Below are 17,116 nucleotides of genomic sequence, written 5' to 3' on the forward strand. Positions count from 1 at the left end.
GTGCGCTGCCCTGCGTGCGGTACCACGGCGCTACGTGACGCAGCGCGGTTCTGCGACAGCTGCGGCGCGTCGCTTGGACGCGTCGACCACTCGGCCGAATACAAGCAGGTAACAATCCTTTTCGCCGACGTGGTGCGGTCGATGGACATCGCCGCTGCGTTGGGTCCGGAACGCCTGCGCGAACTCATGACCGAACTGGTCGAATGTTCTGGCGTGGTGGTTCGCCGCTACGGCGGCATGGTCAATCAGTTCACCGGCGACGGTTTCATGGCGTTGTTCGGCGCTCCGTTGGCGATGGAGGACCACGCAGTGCGAGCATGTCTGGCCGCCCTCGATATTCAGGCCGAGACACAGCGCCTTGCAACCGAATTCGAGCGCCGCTACGAAGTGGAGCTCAAGATGCGGATCGGGTTGAACTCGGGCGAAGTGGTGGCGGGCGATATCGGTTCGGGGCCAATGGCCTACACGGTTACTGGTCGGCAGGTCGGCATGGCCCAGCGGATGGAATCCGCGGCGCCGCCCGGTGGGGTGATGCTCAGCGAGTCGACCTCCCGGCTGGTGGAGCAGTCGGCCGACCTCGACGCGCCGGAGCCTGTCCGGATCAAAGGTTCAGACGCTCCGGTCACCGCGCGACGATTGCTCGCGATCAACTCTGATCACCTTTGTTTTAGGCGCGAGTCGCCGCTCGTTGGGCGAGACTCCGAAATGACCTCTATGGCTGTGATGTTGGACGAGGCTATCCACGGTCACGGCAGAATTGTCGGGATCGCCGGACCACCAGGGATCGGCAAGAGCCGCCTCGCACGCGAGGCGTCGGCGATGGCAGCGAATCAGGCAGTCCCGGTCATCCCGATGTCCTGCGAGTCCCACTTCAAAGACATCCCCTTCCACGCCGCCGCGAGCCTGCTGCGCGGCTTCTTCGGCGTCGGCGACCTTCAACCCGAGGCTGCGCGGGCGAAGACACGAGCCATGTTGCCCGATACCGACCCGCACGACATAGGACTACTCGATGACCTTCTCGGGATCAGCGACGCCGAACCATCGGACAGCGGGATCGTCCCAGATGCACGACGGCGGCGTCTGAGCAGAATTCTCAATGGGGCAATGAGAAATCGCCGCGAGCCGACGCTTTTCATCATCGAAGATGCCCACTGGATGGATCTCGTCAGCGAGTCAATCCTCGCAGAGTTTCTCTCCGCCGTTCCGCAGACACCGGTGCTGGTCTTGGTCACGTACCGCCCGGAGTATCGAGGAGCGCTTACCGGCACGTCAGGGGGCACTGGCATATGGCTGTCGCCGCTCGGCAAGGCAGGTGCGGCAACTCTTACCGCCAGACTCCTTGGTTCGGACGCTTCGGTCGCGATGCTTGCCGAACAAATCGCTGAACGCAGCGCGGGCAATCCGTTCTTCACCGAGGAGATCGTCCGCGACCTCGCGGAACGCGGCATCATCGGGGGCGAGCGCGGCGCCTATGTCAGCCGGAGCGACGGCGAGGTCGCTGTCCCCGTGACTGTGCAGGCCACCATTGCGGCCCGTATCGACCGTCTCGACGCCACGGCCAAGAGCACGCTAACCGCCGCATCGGTCATCGGTTCGCGGTTCGGCGCCGACATACTCGGCGCGGTCATCGACCGTCCAGCCCTTGCAGAGCTCGTCGATGCCGAACTCATTGAGCCGGTGTCGGACGCGCCGAGCCCGGAGTACGCGTTTCGTCATCCGCTGCTGCGCGCGGTGGCGTATGAATCGCAGCTCAAATCTGGCCGCGCCACACTGCACCGCAAGATCGCGGCCGCTATCGAGGCCAGGGATCCCGACACGGTCGAGACAAACGCGGCTCTGATCGGCACCCATGTCGAAGCGGCGGGCGACCTGCGCTCCGCCTTCGGCTGGCACATGCGAGCGGGGGCGTGGTCCACCCGCCGCGATATCAGTGCCGCGAGGATGAGTTGGCAACGTGCCGCTGTGGTGGCCGATCAGCTACGCGCGGAAGACCGGGATCGATTAGCGAAGCAGATCGCGCCGCGCACACTGTTGTGCGCAACCATCTGGCGGGCCGGCGGCGAAATAGCCGATTCGGGCTTCGACGAGCTGCGCGAGCTGACGACCGCGGCGGACGACAAGCAGTCGCTGGCGATGGCAATGACCGGTCAGGTGCAGATGCTGAGCCTGCAGGGCAAGTTCATCGAATCAGCACGCCTTGCGTCGGAGTTCGTCGATCAGCTCGAATCCATCGATGTTCCAGAGCTGAGCGTGGGCTTGTTGATCGCCGCGGTCGTACCCAAATGGTCCGCGGGTCAGATCACCGAGGCTATGCGGCTGTGCGAAAAGGCGATACGGATAGCAGACGGCAACCCGAAGATGGGAAGCCTGATTATCGGATCGCCGCTGGCGACGATGTTGGCGCTACGCGGGACTCTGCGTTGCTGCTCGGGCATCCCGGGCTGGCAACGGGATTTTGACGACGCGGTCGCCATGGCCCGCAGCGTCGACCAGTTCAGCTTCTGCACCGTCGTGCAGTTCAAGTACATCGCTATCCTGAACTGGGCACTCGAAGCTGACGACGAAGCGCTGCACGACACCGCGGAGTCCCTCGAAATCGCTCGGCAAGGCGCCGACGATTTCACGCTCGCCAACGCGGAGTTCGCCCACGGCTCGGTGCTGGTCCGCCGCGACGACACAGACCGCGAGCATGGTTTCCAACTGCTCGCCAATGCCGCTCGAATGGGGCATGAGAATCATTACACCGTTGTTGCGGTGTTCTGCTTCGACCTCGACCTCGCTGCGGAACGAACCCGCAATGGCGACTTGGACGGCGCGATCGAGCTGTCGCGCAATGTCCTCGAATCGCAAATCCGAACGGGCGAGATGATGAACCGGGGCTGGAGCACCACGATTCTGGTGGAGGCACTCCTGCGTCGGGGTGCCGACGGCGATATCGAGGAAGCGCAGGCAGCCATCGACCGATTGGCGGCGACGCCGACCGACGGCGTCTACCTCTTCCACGAACTCCCGCTTCTGAAGCTCAATGCTCTGCTGGCTCGCGCGCGCGGAGACGACGACACCTACAGGACGCTGAGGGACCGCTACCGGACCCGCGCCGAGGAGACCGGCCTGCGCGGACACATCGCATCGGGTCGTGCCATGCACTAGATCGTCTGTCCGAAGCCGAACATGGCCGCACTGGATCAGCCCGCGGCCGCGCCGGTTCGGCAGCACCCGCGCGATCGAGACGCGCAGCGGAGGAAACCGCGGTCGAAGAAGTCACCGCGTGGCACCCCCAGAAGAGGCCAGTGATGTCGTGGCTCTTCCAGAAGTTCCTTGACAACCTGCGCGGATACTCGACGAAGCGACGGCCCCAGCTAGTAGAAACCGGCCCACGCCTTTCGGCGTCCGCCGTCGGGATCAGAGACCACCTTGTCGCGAGCGGACAGGATGATCCGGGTCAGCCGTCGCTCGGTGTCATACATCGGCCAGTCCTGACCGCTCGACCATTCGATCTCGCCCGACTCCCAACCCTTCGCGGAGAAGTCCAGCCACGCCCGCTGCATGCGACGGCCGACGGAGGGCTGCAGGCGCCGCCCCAGCGGGTGCATCTTGCGCCCGAGGAACGAACCGTAGCTGTGCTGGACGTGCACGATCTCGCTGCCGTGAGTGGCGCCGAGCCCGAGCAGCCGCAGGCTGAAACCGAAGTGGTCGAACCGGTACATGTGGGTCGGCGCGTGGGCGCTGTATGCGTCGGCGAACGCCCACGCAGGCGCTCCGAACATGACGTCGGAGCCGAACGCGAGCAGCTCACGACGCGCCGGGTAGTGCGGGTAGGCCGCCAGCAGTCGCTCCCTCGCATCAGGCGCGGCCCGGTTGATGTAGGCGTCGATCGACGCCTTGGTCGTCGGCAGCATCGGCGGCTTGGTCCAGGCGAACATCGATGCCTCGTGACTGTTTGTGCCGATTATCAGGGGAATCTTGGCGACCCTGCCACCGCGCGCGGCGTCGACGGGGTGTTCGGGCAGCAGGTCGACGCCATAGGTCAGGCCGTAGGCGAGTGTCGGCGTGGTGCCGGCACTCTTCAGCTGCAACCGGCCAGCAGCGCGCCGCAATTGCCGTTGCGGCAGCGCCTTGATCTCGTCGACGCGCACCCCAAGGCGCTGGAGGAATTCGTGGGCGCGAGCGGCCCGCACCTCGCGGCCGGCGATCAGCGGCAGCGCGGGACTCTGCGCGATCGCGCGGCGGAAGAGCCCGTCTGCGGCCGGGCTGGCCAGCAGCGCCAGCACCGACGACCCACCCGCGGACTCGCCGAACACGGTCACCCGCTCGGGGTCCCCGCCGAACGCCGCGATGTTCTCCCTGATCCAGCGCAGCGCGGCCAGCTGGTCGCGCAACGCGAGGTTGTCGTCGAACCCGTCGCCGAGATCGCTGAGCTCGAATCCGCCGAAAACGCCTATCCGGTAGGTGATGTTGACCACCACGACGTTTCCGTTGACCGCCAGGCGCGACCCGTTGTAGAGCTGGAACTGGCCCGCGCCGAACACGAAGGCGCCACCGGGAATCCACACCATCACCGGCAGGGACGCGTCGGTGTCGGGTGACCACACCGTCAGCGTCAAGCAGGCCTCGTCTCGCACCTTCGGGTCGTCGCGGCCACCACCGACGAACGACTTGCTCTGCGGCGGCAGCGGTCCGTGCTCGACGGCATCCCGCACCCCGGCCCACGGCTGCAGCGGGGCAGGCGCGAGGAACCGTCGGTCGCCGACCGGCTGCTCGGCGTACGGGACGCCGCGCCAGACCCCGACCCCACCCTCGGATGTGCCGCGCAGGTCCCCCGCATCGGTGTGCACGACGGTGGAATGTCCGGCAACAACTGCCACGCCCGAATCGTAGTGTGCAAAGCTGATCGCATGACCTTCAACGAGGGTATGCAGATCGACACCAGCACGATTTCCACCAGTGGTGGAGGTCGCGGCCCCGGCCGCGGAATGGCGATCGGCGGTGGCTTTGGCGGCCTGATCATCGTGGTGATTGCGCTGTTGCTCGGCGTGAATCCGAGCTCGGTTATCCCCCAGGACCAAGGCGGATACGCCGATTCGGGTGTCGAAGCCCCCGGCGCTGACCTGAGCCAGTGCAAGACCGGCGCCGATGCCAACGCAAACGTCGACTGCCGGGTAGCGGCGACAGTCACATCTGTCGACGGCGTGTGGCAACAGTTGCTGCAGGGATACACGCGCCCGCGCGTCCGGCTGTTCAAAGATCAGGTCGACACCGGCTGTGGCCCCGCCACGAGCGACGTTGGGCCGTTCTACTGCCCCGTGGACCAGACTGCGTACTTCGATACGGGCTTCTTCGACGTGCTCCACGACCAATTCGGCTCGAGCAATGGGCCGTTGGCCCAGGAGTATGTCGTCGCCCACGAATTCGGCCATCACGTGCAGGACCTTCAAGGTGACCTCGGTCGCGCCCAGCAGGGCGCGCAGGGGTCCACCGGTAACGGGGTCCGTACCGAACTGCAGGCCGACTGCTATGCGGGTGTCTGGGCCCACTATGCGGCGATCACCAAGCAGGAGGGCACCGACGTCACATTCCTCGAGCCGTTGAGCGACAAAGACATTGCCGACGCGTTGTCGGCTGCATCATCTGTCGGAGACGACCGGATCCAGGAGCAGGCGACCGGCAGGGTGAACCCGGAGTCATGGACGCACGGCTCCTCCGAGCAGCGGCAGCATTGGTTCACTGTCGGATACCAGACCGGCGATCCGAACAAGTGCGACACCTTCTCCGCGCGCGACCTTGGGTAGGCCCACCACCGCAGTCGATGCTGTAGCCGAGCGCTACCTCGCGACGTATGCCGCGCTCGACCCCTGCGCCGCAACCGAAATGGGCATCGTCGGCCATGACGGCGAATATGACACTGAGATCACCGATTATTCGCCCGACGGTGTTGCCGCGCGCGCAGAGGCCGCCGCCCGCACGCTGCGCGAACTGGACGGCGCCACCGCCCAGGATGACGTCGATGTCGTGACAGTCGCCGCAATGCGGGAACGACTCGGCGTCCAGCTCGAGTTGCACGACGCCGGACTCGATGTCGGCGAACTGAACGTGATCGCATCGCCGCTGCAGTCGATTCGCGACGTGTTCGACCTGATGCCGACCGACACCGAAGAACACTGGCGCACGATCAGCGAGCGCCTGTCTCGGGTGCCCGACCGCGTCGGGGGATACGCCGAATCGCTTCGTGCCGCCGCGGCCGGCGACCACCCACCCGCGGTTCGCCAGGTGGCGCGAGGGGTCGAACAGGCAAGCACCATTCAGCAGCTGCTGATTGACATGGTGGCCGACGGCGCACCCGACAACGATGCGATACACGCCGACCTGCAGGCGCGGGCCTCGGCAGCGGCCGACGCGTACAGCGGGCTGGCGGCGGTGCTGCGCGAGGAGATCGGCCCGCATGCCCGCAGCGATGACGCCTTCGGCCGCGACGCCTACCGGCTTTTCTCCAGGCTCTACCTCGGTGCGGCCGTCGATCTCGACGAGACCTACGATTGGGGTCTGGATCTCCTGCAATCGATTGTGGCCGAACAGGAGTCGATCGCCCACCGGCTCTATCCCGAGTCCTCGGTGGCCAAGGCGCTCGCCAGGCTAGATGGGGAACCACGTTATATCCTGCTCGGCACCGATGCGCTACAGGCCTGGATGCAGGAGCTGTCCGATCGGGTCGTCGATGCACTGGCCGACACGCATTTCGAGATCGACGAATCGCTGCGCAACCTCGAGTGTCGGATCGCGCCGACCCAGACCGGCGGCATCTACTACACCGGCCCGTCGGAAGACCTCACCCGGCCTGGGCGGATGTGGTGGTCCGTGCCGCCTGGTGTGGACACCTTCCATACCTGGCAGGAGACCACCACCGTCTTCCACGAAGGCGTGCCCGGCCATCATCTGCAGATCGGCAGGGCCGTCGTTCTCGGCGATCAGCTGAACCGTTGGCGCCGACTGGGTTGCTGGGTTTCGGGTCACGGCGAGGGCTGGGCGCTGTACGCCGAACGGCTGATGGCCGAGCTCGGCTGGCTTGACGATGCAGGTAATCGGATGGGAATGCTTGATGCTCAGCGGTTCCGGGCCGCCCGCGTGGTCATCGACATCGGCGTGCACTGCGGTATGACCGCCCCCGACGGCGATGTATGGGATGCGGAGAAGGCGTGGATGTTTCTGCAGTCGCACAGCGCGATGAAGGAGGCCAACCTCCGCTTCGAGTTGGACCGCTACCTCGGCTGGCCGGGCCAGGCACCGTCGTATGCGATCGGACAGCGCATTTGGCAACAGCTGCGTGACGAGTCGGTCGGTCGCGGAACGCCGTTAAAGGAATTCCACCGTCGCGCACTGGATCTGGGCGGCCTGCCGCTGGACGTGCTCAAGTCGGCGTTGTCGCAGAGCTGAATTAATCGCGGGTCATCGAGCCACCTGCGAGAAGCCGGCCTTCATCATCCCGAGGTGCTTGTGGATGGGGTTCTTCAACGTGTAGGCATGCGACTTGGGTTCCGGCGTCTGGACGTTCGCCAGCGACTCGACAGTCTTCAACGCGTCCTCTTTGACCTCTCCGGCCTTGATGTCGCCCTTCAGCTCGTTGGCCTCCTGCTTGGCGGGACTATCGGGCTGCGATGCCTGCTGCTGCATCTGCAGGTCGATCGGCTTGGCGGACGCACCGTGCTCCTCCTTCTGCTCAGAGACGTACTCCGGCGACAACGTCATGCCGGATGCGTGCGCATCGACGCCGGGGATGACCGTCGACGCGTGTGCGACGGCGGACACAGCAAGCACGTTTGCGCAAATGCCTGCGGCGGCTATGGGCACGGCGACCATGGCGACGAGGCCACGCGATGCGGTTGTGTTCATGTCGAGTTCTCCTATTTGGCTCCTATGTAGCTGGTGACTCGATGAAGTTATGGGTCCCGCGGCGCGGTGGGCTCGCTTGTGTGCACTACCCGCATAACCGCTATTCCCCGGCTTTTGCGCGTTTTGCGCACAGACGCTGCAATGAGCGAAATATGTTAGGCGGCAATGGAGTTCGCCGATAGCGAATCCGTGGACCCGGTGCGACCCTTGATCTAGTGTTGGGCGATGGACTCGACGGCCATCACGTCGAACCTGACGATGTTGCGCGTCAACGGCTGGCAGGTATATGTCTGGCGCGACGGCAACTCCGCACGTTGATCGACACGGGCGCGCCGGGATCGGGTGCCGAGATCGCAGCCGCCGTGCCAGGTGTTGACCGAATCGTGTTGACACACGGCCACGTCGACCACATTGGTTCGGCGGCAGAACTACGCGAGTCGACCGGCGCTCTGTGATGGCGGGTGGACGCCAGCTATATCCGCGGCGGCGCCACGATGCCGCCTGTGGTGTTCGAGGACTGGGAAATCCCGATCTACGAACGTGTTTCGGCCGGGCTGCCCGAGGCGGCTCCCCCCGTTCCGGTGGACCGGGAGCTGACTAACGGCGACGTGCTGAACTTCGGCGGCGGTGCACACGTCCTCGCCATACCCGGGCACACCGAGGGCAGCATCGCCGTGCACCTACCCGAACACGGCGTGCTGTTCGCAGACGACACCATCGCCAACGTCGGGTCGGTGAAGCTCGGGGTTTTCAACCAGGATCGGGCGGCGCGCACTATCGCGTCGTTCAAGCGATTGGCCGTGCTCGACGTGCAGACGGCGTGCTTCGGACACGGCGACCCCATCGAATCCGGCGCGGGCGACCGGATCCGCGAGGTGGCTGTCAGACTGACGCCATGATCGAGCCCGACACCAAGGACTGGACGTGGGTCATCTCGCAACCGTGCCCGGAATGCGGCTTCGACGGGTCTGCGGTGAGCCACACGGAGGTCGCAGACCGCATCAAGGCCGACGCCGAGCAGTGGCGACGCAGGCTCCGTGCCGCCGATGTCGCCGTACGGCCCGGGCCGACGGTGTGGTCGGCGCTGGAATACGGCTGCCACGTCCGCGATGTGCACCGCATCTTCAACGACCGCGTCCGGCTCATGCTCAGCGAGGACGAGCCGCGCTTCGCCAACTGGGATCAGGACGCGACGGCCGTCGAGGATGGTTACGGCTCCCAAGACCCGGTGGTCGTCACGGCCGAACTTGTCGAAGCGGCGCGCACGGTGGCCGCCACCTATGAGCACGTGCCGTGCGACGCGTGGTCGAGGCGCGGGTTGCGCAGCAACGGCAGCGAGTTCACGGTCGCATCGATTGCCGTCTACCACTTGCACGACATCGTTCATCACGCGCACGATGTCGACCATGGCTGAAGACAAGCCGCTTGCGGGCAGGGTCGCCTACGTGACCGGGGCCGCGCGCGGGCAGGGACGTTCTCATTGTGTCCGACTCGCCCGTGCAGGCGCCGACGTCGTCGCGATCGACGCCTGCGGTCCGGTCGCCGAGCACAACGGCTATCCGCCCGCCGAACCGGCGGACCTCGCCGAGACGGTGAGCCTCGTTGAGGGCGAAGGCCGCAAGATCCGCGCCGAGCAAGTCGACATCCGTGACCTGGTCGGGCAGCAGCGGGTGGTGTCCGACGCCATCGAACAGTTCGGCCGCCTCGACATCGTCGTCGCCAACGCCGGTGTGCTCAATTGGGGCAGGCTGTGGGAGATTTCACCGCAGCAGTTCCAGGACGTCGTCGACATCAACCTGACCGGGTTGTGGAACACCATCAAGGCGGCGGTGCCCGCGATGATCGACGCGGGCAACGGCGGGTCCATCATCGCGATCAGCTCGGCGGCGGGCGTCAAGGCCGTGCCCGGTTGCGGTCACTACTGCGCCAGCAAGTTCGGTGTCGTCGGGCTGACCAATTCACTCGCAGTTGAGTTGGGCGAGTTCGGGATTCGGGTGAACTCGGTGCACCCGTACGGCACCGACACCCCGATGGGCAACGACGCGTCGATGTGGCAGATGTTCGCCGACCATCCGAACTTCATCCACAGTTTCTCGCCGGGAGCGCTGCCAACCGACTCGCTGGCCGCGCCGGATCTGGTCTCCGACATCGTGGCGTGGTTGGCCAGTGATGCGTCGTCGCTGTTGACTGCGGCTCAGATCCCCGCGGACAAGGGCTATCTCAAGATCTAGCGGGCGACCCGCGCGAGCGCTTTCACACCGCAGCGGAACAGGGCTTCCGTCGACGCCACCGGTGCGGACGGCACACCGACGGCCAGCAGCGCCTGCGCCTTGAACGCACGCGCGGCACCACTCAGCCGGTAGGAGACCGCGCTGACGTCCTCAACGAGCGACCCGGTGTCGCCCCACAGCGCGACTTCGGCGCGGCGCCGGTCTGAGCTCGACACGAACTGCCGGACACGACGATCGGCGGCGTACACGTCGGCAGCGACGGCCAGGGTGGCGGCCCGGTCGGGATCGTCGGTGATTGCCTCGAGGTCTCCGCTCAAATCCAGCACGTCTGCGCCAAGAATCCGCAGCGCACGTTCACCGGTGCGGTCGGCGAGGAGAACGTTGACCTTCCAGCCAGCCATCCTGCGGTCATATAGCCAGCCGCCGGTCGACGCCACGACGTCCGCGACGCCGGATCCGACGACGGTCATCTCGTGCTGCAGCACGGTGCTGGCACGTGCCCGAGCCCGGGCCGCCGAATGTGTGCGGTAGGTCTGCGGCGACATAGCGGGTCCAATCTCGACGTGCGTGGTGTCCGGGCGGCGACACAACCCAGCGTGACAGTTCTACCTGAATATGTAAAGGTTCGCTTTGCCAGTCACAGCCGCGACTGCTCCTTGATGGCGGTGTCGGTGGTACGCAGCGGACGGATCAGTGCGTCCTGGGTGAACGACGCGAGCAGCTCACCCTCTTCGGTGTGTACTGCGCCGCGGACGTACGACATGCCCGAGCCGACCTGCGTGCTCTCGTGCGTGTACAGAATCCATCCGCCCCAAGCAACCGGCTCGTGGAAGCTGACCGAAACCGTCATCGGCGCGGTCGACACCGTCAGGTGTGACTGGCTGGTGCCGATGCCTTCATGCGCTCGCATCGTCGTCGAAATGCCAAGGTGCCCTGTGAAGTAGGCGATCAACGCCTTGGCAAGGTCGTCGCGCTCCGGAATGGGATCGTAGTGCAGCCAGGCGTATAGCTCCGGCGGCCCGACCTCGTCGGGGCTGTTGACGTCGACGACGTCGACCAACCGCAACTCGCGGCCGGCCATCGGCATTTCGGAGACGTTTGCCTCCGCGGGGCCTGCGACCTGTGGGCATGGCAGGTGATGTCGGATCACGTCGGCGGTCGGAACGTCGGCGAGCAGCGTCGCGGTGATGCACCGCTTGCCGTTCTGCTTGGCGGACACCACGGCCGTCGCCGTCGAACGGCCCTCTCCGACAACGTCGATCTCCAACTCGACGGGGCCCGCGCTGACCATCACCGCCCGCGCGAAAACCGCGTATACCGAACGCACCGACTTCTCCGGGAACCGTTTGGCCGCTGCGACGATCATCTGCGCGAGCACCTGGGTGCCCTCGACGACCTGTCGCTCGTCTTCTCCCGCGGGTCCGGTCTGCGCGATGAAGCGATTCTCGCCGTCGGGTTTCACGTCGAACAGGTCGAGCAGTGCCTGGACCGTCCATTGCGGTTGCGCTGAGTCTGTCGCCATGGGACGGAACATTAACCGAGCACCGGCAAAACCGGTAACGTCATTACCATGGCGAAGTCCACCGGGCGATCCACCGAAACGGTCGGCGCAGAGGCCGAACCGCGCGAACGACGCTTCATGCGCTCGGCGCTGGCGATCCTCGGGGAGACGGGGCGCACCGATTTCACCGTGCTCGAGGTCGTCGAACGTTCGAAGACGTCGCTGCGATCCTTTTACCAGCACTTCTCGACGAAAGACGAGTTGCTGCTCGCCTTGATCGACAAGATCATGTCGGAGTCGACGAGGGTGTGGCGCAAGGACACCGATGACCTACCGTCCGTCGCCGCGCTTCGAGAGCTGATCAACCGGATGTGCACACCCGCCGAGACCACGACTCAGGACAAGGTCAACCGTGGCCTCACCTACTACAACGACCATCTGGCGGAGGCGCTGCCGCGCGAGTACGCCCGGGTGCTCTCCCCTTTGCACGGACTGATCAAGGACATCATCAACCGCGGGATCGCCGACGGGTCGTTCCGTGACGACATCGAAGTGGACGCCACCGCCGCCCTGATCATGCAGAGCGCACTGGGTGCCATGCGACTGCAGGTGCTCGGCGCCGAACTGAGCGGCGTGCCGGTGGACGCCAACCACATATACGAGTTCTGCGTCGGCGCCCTCGGCGCGCCACACAACCGCGCCTGACCTGCCGAGAAGGGCCTTCTCGGGGGGTGGTGTTTTCCCTGGTCCAGCCGTGGTAATGTCATTACCACAGCAGCCCGACACGACCTTCAGGAGGCGCACATGGCAGCCCGCCAGCTCCCCTATCCGGTGTTCGACGCCGACAACCACTTCTACGAGCCGAAAGAGGCCCTCACTCAGTTCCTTCCGGAACACCGCAAGGGCGTCATCGACTACATCGACGTTCGCGGCCGCACCAAGATCATGGTGCGCAATGTGGTCAGCGACTACATCCCGAACCCGACCTTCGAGGTTGTCGCCCGGCCGGGCGCCCAGGAGGAGTACTTCCGGCACGGCAGCGGCGGCAAGAGCTTCCGCGAGGTGATGGGCAAGCCGATGAAGGCCATCCCCGCGTTCCGCGACCCCGCGGCCCGCCTCGAGGTGCTCGACAGCCTCGGCCTGGATTACACGCTGATGTTCCCGACGCTGGCCAGCCTCGTCGAGGAGCGGTTGAAGGACGATCCGGACCTGATCCTCGACATCGTTCACGCGCTGAACGAATGGATGTACGAGACATGGCAGTTCAACTACGAGAACCGCATCTTCTCCACGCCGGTCATCAACCTGGCCGTCGTCGACCGCGCACTCGAGGAGCTCCAGTGGTGCCTTGAGCGCGGTGCCAAGACCGTGCTCGTCCGCCCCGCGCCGGTGCCCGGCTACCGGGGCACCCGATCGCTCGGCCTCGAGGAGTTCGACCCGTTCTGGGACGCCTGCGTGAAGGCCGGTATCCCGGTGTCGATGCACGCCTCGGACAGCGGATATTCGCAGTATCTGAACGACTGGGAGCCCGGCGACGAGTTCAAGCCGTTCGCGCCGACCGCCTTCCGGATGGTCGCGATGGGCAAGCGCCCCATCGAGGACACCATGGCCGCCCTGGTCTGCCACGGCGCGCTGACCCGTAACCCGGATCTGCGCATCCTGTCGATCGAGAACGGCGCCGACTGGGTGCCCTACCTTTTCAAGCAGTTCAAGAACGTCTACTCGAAGATGCCGCAGGGATTCCTCGAGGACCCGATCGAGTCGTTCCGACGTGGTGTCTACGTCGCGCCGTTCTGGGAGGACGACTTCGCCCAGATGGCCGAGCTGTGCGGGGTCGACCGGGTGATCTTCGGTTCCGACTGGCCCCACCCGGAGGGCCTGGCCGAGCCGACCAAGCTGGTCGACGACCTTTCCGGCCTCGACGAAGAGGGCCAGCGAAAAATCATGGGTGGCAACATGATCGACCTGTTCAAGATTCCGAACGAGGTCGTTCACAAGCCAGACGTGCCAGCCCTGGTTCTCACCTGAGGCGCTCGTGACCGACGCCGCAAACCCCGAGGTACTGCTCTTCGCCTCGACCACTCAGTCGTTCCTGGAAAAAGAGGCATCGCTTTCTCGGCTGCGTGAACTCCACGCAGCCGGTATCGCGTTCGATACCGACTGGTGGCGACGGGCCGCCGAACTCGGCTGGACCAGCCTGCTGGTGCCGGAGGAGTTCGGGGGCGGGTCGGTGTCGGGTGACGGCGTCAAGGACCTGGCGATGGTGGCCGAACTCGCGGGTAACACTGTGGCGCCCGGGCCACTGCATCCGGTCAGCACCGTGCTCGCCGGCCTGGTCGAAGCTCACGAAAACCACGAGAACACAATCGAATCGCTGGTCAGCGGCGACGTCATCGCATCGTGGGCGGTGTATGAACCCGGCATGTCGTGGGCGCCGATGAATCCCAGTGTGACGGCGACGTCCACCGACACCGGTTACCGGCTCGACGGTGTCAAGGATCGTGTCGAAGCAGGCGCCGATTCCGGAGTGCTTCTGGTGGTGGCGAAGTGCGAGGGCGCGGTGCGACAGTTCCTGGTGCCGACGGACGCTGCCGGCGTACGAGTCGAGGCGCAGAGGTCGGTCGACTTGGTGAAGAGTTATGCCCGTGTGCATTTCGACGGTGTCGACATCGACGCTTCGGCTGTCGTCGGCGGGTCCGAGCAGACCGCGGAATTGATTTCCCGGCAGAGCCAGATCGCGCAGATTCTTCAGTGCGCCGAAGTCGTCGGCATCCTCGACGCCGTTCTCAAGTTCACCATCCAGTGGGGCTTCGACCGGCATTCGTTCGGCCGACCGCTTGGGTCGTATCAGGTGCTCAAGCACCGCTACGCCGATCTGAAGATCTGGTTCGAGGCGTGCAGGGCGGCCACCAATGCCGCTGTCGCGGAGGTCGCAGGCCGCTCCCCGGAGGCGGAGATGGCGGTCAGCGTCGCGAAATCCTATGTGGGCGAATACGCCCCGCGAATGTTGCAGGACTGCATCCAGTTGCACGGCGGCATCGGCGTGACGTGGGAGCACGATCTTCATCTGTTCCTGCGCCGAGTCATGCTCGACCGGTCGATGTTCGGCACGCCGGAAGATCACAACCTGCGCGTCTACGCGCTCACCGCGGACGCCAGGAGCGCGTGATGACCGATACGACGACAGCCCCCGCGACCACGGAGTCCGTCGCAGAGTTCGCCGCACGGGCGCGGGCGTGGCTGGCCGAGAACATGCCGCGCATCGACCCCGAGAGTCCGCCCGATTCAGACCGCGGCGAGGAAGCGCCCTGGCTACGCGCTCGCGAACTCCAGAAGAAGTTGTACGACGGCGGATTCGCCGGTATCTGCTTCCCGCGCGAGTATGGCGGCCTTGGTCTGCCCATCGAGTATCAGCGGGCATTCGACGAAGAGTCCAAGACCTACGAAATGCCCGTCATCCTGAACACACCGACGTTCACGATCTGTGCCGCCACCATCCTCGACACCGGCAGCGAGGAGCAGAAGAAGGAGCACATCTCCGGCTCCCTTCGCGGCGATGAGGTGCTGGTGCAACTGCTGTCAGAGCCAAGCGGCGGATCCGATCTGGCAGGCGTGATCACCCGCGCCGACCGGACCGGCGACAAGTGGGTGATCAACGGCGCAAAGACCTGGAGCACAAGCGCTTTCGCGGCCGACTATGGGTTGATGCTGGCCAGAACCGACTGGGACGTGCCCAAGCACGAAGGGCTGACGATGTTCCTGGTGCCGATCAACAGCCCGGGTATCACACTGCGACGGATCAAACAGGTGAACGGTTCGGTGGAGTTCTGCGAGGAATTCTTCGACAACCTCGAACTCGACGACGATGCCGTCGTCGGCGGAGTCAACGAGGGCTGGCACGTGGCGTCCCGGCAGCTGTATCACGAGCGGCGAGCCGTCGGCGGTGGTTCTGAATTCGCCAGCGGGATCGGCGCCGAAGGCAAGACCGACGTGCCGATCGACTGGGTCGAACTTCTCAGCGTTACCGGGCAAGCCGACAGCGAAAGGGCCCGCGAACGCGCCGGCCGGGCCATCGTCCACAGGGCGGTGCAGGAGCGGCTGATCGACCACGTGTACCACGGTGTGCTCGACGGCTCCTTGCCACCGGCGGCGGGGTCAATCATCAGGATCACCCACGCTGAGACCCATCAGGTGGGGTTCGACACCGCGGTTGCCCTCACCGGCGACTCGGCCGTCGTGGATGGCGATGACGACTTGATCCGGTACGGCGAGCGCTACCTGTCTCGGCAGACCGCGGCGCTCGGCGGCGGCACCACCGAGATCGCCCGCAACATCATCGGTGAACGGGTTCTGGGCTTCCCACGTGAGCCTGCCGCCGATCGCGGAGTGCCGTTCAAACAGGTGAAGCGGAACAAAAGCTAAAACAGAGTGGGCTGGGCCACCTCGGCCGTCAAGGCTGCCGGCGCCTCCGCCGCGCGGAACGACCGCCGGTCCGGGGTGAGGCCGTGCTTGCTCACCAGCGGAGTTGCCCTGGCGCGCAACATGTCTCGGTATTCGGTCGGTAGGTAGGCTCCGCGCCGGTACAACTGCCGATAGTCGGCGACCAACTCGGGGTGCGATCGCGCCAGCCACGACATGAACCAGCCCCTCGTCGACCCACGCAGATGCAGCCCGAACACCGTCACGCCGTTGGCTCCTGCGCCGGCGATCTGGCCGAGCAGGTCATCGAGGTGTTCGACCGAGTCGGTCAGTTTCGGCAGCACGGGTGCGACCATCACGTGGCAGTTCAGCCCCGCATCCCGGATCGCGGTGATCAGGCTCAGCCGGGCCTGCGGTGACGGCGTACCCGGCTCGACATCCTTGTGCAGCTCGGGATCCCCGACAGCCAGAGACACCGCGACGCTCACATCGACGCGCTTTGCCGCGTCGGCGATGAGCGGAAGGTCGCGTCGAAGCAGTGTGCCCTTGGTGAGGATGGAGAACGGTGTGCCGGAATCGGCCAGCGCACCGATGATTCCCGGCATGAGCGCGTAGCGGCCTTCCGCTCGCTGGTACGGATCGGTGTTGGTACCGAGTGCGACCGTTTCGCGCTGCCACGACTTGCGGTGCAGCTCGCGCCGAAGCACCTCGGCGACATTGGTCTTCACCACGACCTGAGAGTCGAAGTCTGCGCCGCAATCCATGTCGAGGTACTCGTGCGTGGGCCGGGCGAAGCAGTACCGGCAAGCGTGCGAACAGCCACGGTAGCCGTTGACGGTGTAGCGGAACGGCAGCATCGACGGAGCCGGGCCGTCGGGCACCTTGTTCAACGCCGACTTGCAGAGAACTTCGTGGAATGTGATTCCGTCGAACTGCGGCGTGCGCACGCTGCGGACGAAACCGATGCGTTGCAGACCGGGTAGCGCACCGTCCTCGATGCCGACGCCCTGGGTGTCCCATCGCATACCCGCTATTCGAACTCATGTTCGAACAGAAGTCAAGTATCCGAGGGCCGAATGTT

The 17,116-nt window shown here is 65.4% G+C and carries 15 protein-coding genes and 1 pseudogene; 10 read left to right on the top strand and 6 right to left on the bottom strand.

Annotated elements, in window-relative coordinates; all coding sequences use genetic code 11:
• Positions 1 to 3,150, top strand: coding sequence for an ATP-binding protein (locus QOJ24_RS20930; protein ID WP_526264726.1), 3,150 nt, complete (start codon positions 1 to 3; stop codon positions 3,148 to 3,150).
• Positions 3,151 to 3,359: 209 nt separating this feature from the next.
• Here the strand turns inward: QOJ24_RS20930 and QOJ24_RS20935 are convergent, their stop codons facing one another.
• On the bottom strand, positions 3,360 to 4,865 hold the full coding sequence (locus tag QOJ24_RS20935) for a carboxylesterase/lipase family protein (protein ID WP_526264728.1): 1,506 nt from the start codon (positions 4,863 to 4,865) through the stop codon (positions 3,360 to 3,362).
• A gap of 30 nt (positions 4,866 to 4,895) precedes the next feature.
• On the opposite strand from QOJ24_RS20935, the gene ypfJ reads away from it, so the two are divergent.
• Together ypfJ and QOJ24_RS20945 are read left to right on the top strand one after the other, a co-directional pair.
• A complete protein-coding gene (gene ypfJ, locus QOJ24_RS20940) occupies positions 4,896 to 5,789 on the top strand; it encodes a KPN_02809 family neutral zinc metallopeptidase (RefSeq protein ID WP_526264730.1) in 894 nt (297 codons plus the stop codon).
• Complete coding sequence (locus tag QOJ24_RS20945) at positions 5,782 to 7,428, top strand: DUF885 family protein (protein WP_526264732.1); 1,647 nt, start codon at positions 5,782 to 5,784, stop codon at positions 7,426 to 7,428. Before ypfJ ends, QOJ24_RS20945 begins: the two co-directional genes overlap by 8 nt.
• Positions 7,429 to 7,440: 12 nt before the next feature.
• Here QOJ24_RS20945 and QOJ24_RS20950 read toward each other — a convergent pair whose 3' ends face one another.
• Both QOJ24_RS20950 and QOJ24_RS20955 read right to left on the bottom strand, forming a co-directional pair.
• Entirely contained in the window at positions 7,441 to 7,884 is a 444-nt protein-coding gene (locus QOJ24_RS20950) for a hypothetical protein (protein WP_526264734.1), read from the bottom strand.
• A 212-nt stretch (positions 7,885 to 8,096) separates the two neighbouring features.
• Positions 8,097 to 8,285 (bottom strand): hypothetical protein, encoded by a 189-nt coding sequence (locus QOJ24_RS20955; RefSeq protein ID WP_526264863.1) that lies wholly within the window; start codon positions 8,283 to 8,285, stop codon positions 8,097 to 8,099.
• Here QOJ24_RS20955 and QOJ24_RS20960 point away from each other — a divergent pair.
• From QOJ24_RS20960 to QOJ24_RS20970, 3 genes and pseudogenes are all read left to right on the top strand, one after another.
• A pseudogene (locus tag QOJ24_RS20960) lies at positions 8,247 to 8,783 on the top strand (MBL fold metallo-hydrolase). The gene QOJ24_RS20955 and the pseudogene QOJ24_RS20960 sit on opposite strands and share 39 nt — an antisense overlap.
• Entirely contained in the window at positions 8,780 to 9,298 is a 519-nt protein-coding gene (locus QOJ24_RS20965) for a DinB family protein (RefSeq protein WP_526264736.1), read from the top strand. The pseudogene QOJ24_RS20960 and the gene QOJ24_RS20965 overlap by 4 nt, the downstream one beginning before the upstream one ends.
• Positions 9,282 to 10,115 carry a mycofactocin-coupled SDR family oxidoreductase gene (locus tag QOJ24_RS20970; RefSeq protein ID WP_526264738.1) on the top strand — a complete coding sequence of 278 codons (834 nt, stop codon included), beginning with the start codon at positions 9,282 to 9,284 and terminating at the stop codon, positions 10,113 to 10,115. Before QOJ24_RS20965 ends, QOJ24_RS20970 begins: the two co-directional genes overlap by 17 nt.
• Here the strand turns inward: QOJ24_RS20970 and QOJ24_RS20975 are convergent.
• Positions 10,112 to 10,660, bottom strand: coding sequence for a hypothetical protein (locus QOJ24_RS20975; protein ID WP_526264740.1), 549 nt, complete (start codon positions 10,658 to 10,660; stop codon positions 10,112 to 10,114). The genes QOJ24_RS20970 and QOJ24_RS20975 overlap by 4 nt on opposite strands.
• A 92-nt stretch (positions 10,661 to 10,752) precedes the next feature.
• Positions 10,753 to 11,637, bottom strand: a complete 885-nt coding sequence (locus QOJ24_RS20980) for an acyl-CoA thioesterase (protein ID WP_526264742.1) — start codon at positions 11,635 to 11,637, stop codon at positions 10,753 to 10,755.
• A gap of 48 nt (positions 11,638 to 11,685) precedes the next feature.
• Here QOJ24_RS20980 and QOJ24_RS20985 point away from each other — a divergent pair, with 48 nt between their 5' ends.
• The 4 genes from QOJ24_RS20985 to QOJ24_RS21000 all read left to right on the top strand — a co-directional run bounded on the left by QOJ24_RS20985 (position 11,686) and on the right by QOJ24_RS21000 (position 16,038).
• On the top strand, positions 11,686 to 12,321 hold the full coding sequence (locus QOJ24_RS20985; RefSeq protein ID WP_526264744.1) for a TetR/AcrR family transcriptional regulator: 636 nt from the start codon (positions 11,686 to 11,688) through the stop codon (positions 12,319 to 12,321).
• A 99-nt stretch (positions 12,322 to 12,420) separates the two neighbouring features.
• Positions 12,421 to 13,644 carry an amidohydrolase family protein gene (locus tag QOJ24_RS20990; protein WP_526264746.1) on the top strand — a complete coding sequence of 408 codons (1,224 nt, stop codon included), beginning with the start codon at positions 12,421 to 12,423 and terminating at the stop codon, positions 13,642 to 13,644.
• 7 nt (positions 13,645 to 13,651) lie between these two features.
• The gene (locus QOJ24_RS20995; protein WP_526264748.1) at positions 13,652 to 14,785 is read left to right on the top strand and encodes an acyl-CoA dehydrogenase family protein; all 1,134 of its coding nucleotides are present in this window, start codon (positions 13,652 to 13,654) and stop codon (positions 14,783 to 14,785) included.
• A complete protein-coding gene (locus tag QOJ24_RS21000; RefSeq protein ID WP_526264750.1) occupies positions 14,785 to 16,038 on the top strand; it encodes an acyl-CoA dehydrogenase family protein in 1,254 nt (417 codons plus the stop codon). Before QOJ24_RS20995 ends, QOJ24_RS21000 begins: the two co-directional genes overlap by 1 nt.
• On the opposite strand, the gene QOJ24_RS21005 is transcribed toward QOJ24_RS21000, so the two are convergent.
• A complete protein-coding gene (locus QOJ24_RS21005; protein WP_526264752.1) occupies positions 16,035 to 17,060 on the bottom strand; it encodes an Rv2578c family radical SAM protein in 1,026 nt (341 codons plus the stop codon). The two genes, QOJ24_RS21000 and QOJ24_RS21005, sit on opposite strands and share 4 nt — an antisense overlap.
• Between the last annotated feature and the right edge of the window lie 56 nt (positions 17,061 to 17,116).

This window comes from Mycobacterium sp. (genome assembly GCF_032159775.1).
In the GTDB taxonomy this organism is placed as follows: Bacteria; Actinomycetota; Actinomycetes; order Mycobacteriales; family Mycobacteriaceae; genus Mycobacterium.

Coding starts and splice junctions, on each gene's coding strand:
- QOJ24_RS21000 (WP_526264750.1), top strand. CDS start 14,785: ATGACCGATACGACGACAGCCCCCGCGACCACGGAGTCCGTCGCAGAG.
- QOJ24_RS20975 (WP_526264740.1), bottom strand. CDS start 10,660: ATGTCGCCGCAGACCTACCGCACACATTCGGCGGCCCGGGCTCGGGCA.
- QOJ24_RS20990 (WP_526264746.1), top strand. CDS start 12,421: ATGGCAGCCCGCCAGCTCCCCTATCCGGTGTTCGACGCCGACAACCAC.
- QOJ24_RS20985 (WP_526264744.1), top strand. CDS start 11,686: ATGGCGAAGTCCACCGGGCGATCCACCGAAACGGTCGGCGCAGAGGCC.
- QOJ24_RS20965 (WP_526264736.1), top strand. CDS start 8,780: ATGATCGAGCCCGACACCAAGGACTGGACGTGGGTCATCTCGCAACCG.
- QOJ24_RS21005 (WP_526264752.1), bottom strand. CDS start 17,060: ATGCGATGGGACACCCAGGGCGTCGGCATCGAGGACGGTGCGCTACCC.
- QOJ24_RS20980 (WP_526264742.1), bottom strand. CDS start 11,637: ATGGCGACAGACTCAGCGCAACCGCAATGGACGGTCCAGGCACTGCTC.
- QOJ24_RS20950 (WP_526264734.1), bottom strand. CDS start 7,884: ATGAACACAACCGCATCGCGTGGCCTCGTCGCCATGGTCGCCGTGCCC.
- ypfJ (WP_526264730.1), top strand. CDS start 4,896: ATGACCTTCAACGAGGGTATGCAGATCGACACCAGCACGATTTCCACC.
- QOJ24_RS20970 (WP_526264738.1), top strand. CDS start 9,282: ATGTCGACCATGGCTGAAGACAAGCCGCTTGCGGGCAGGGTCGCCTAC.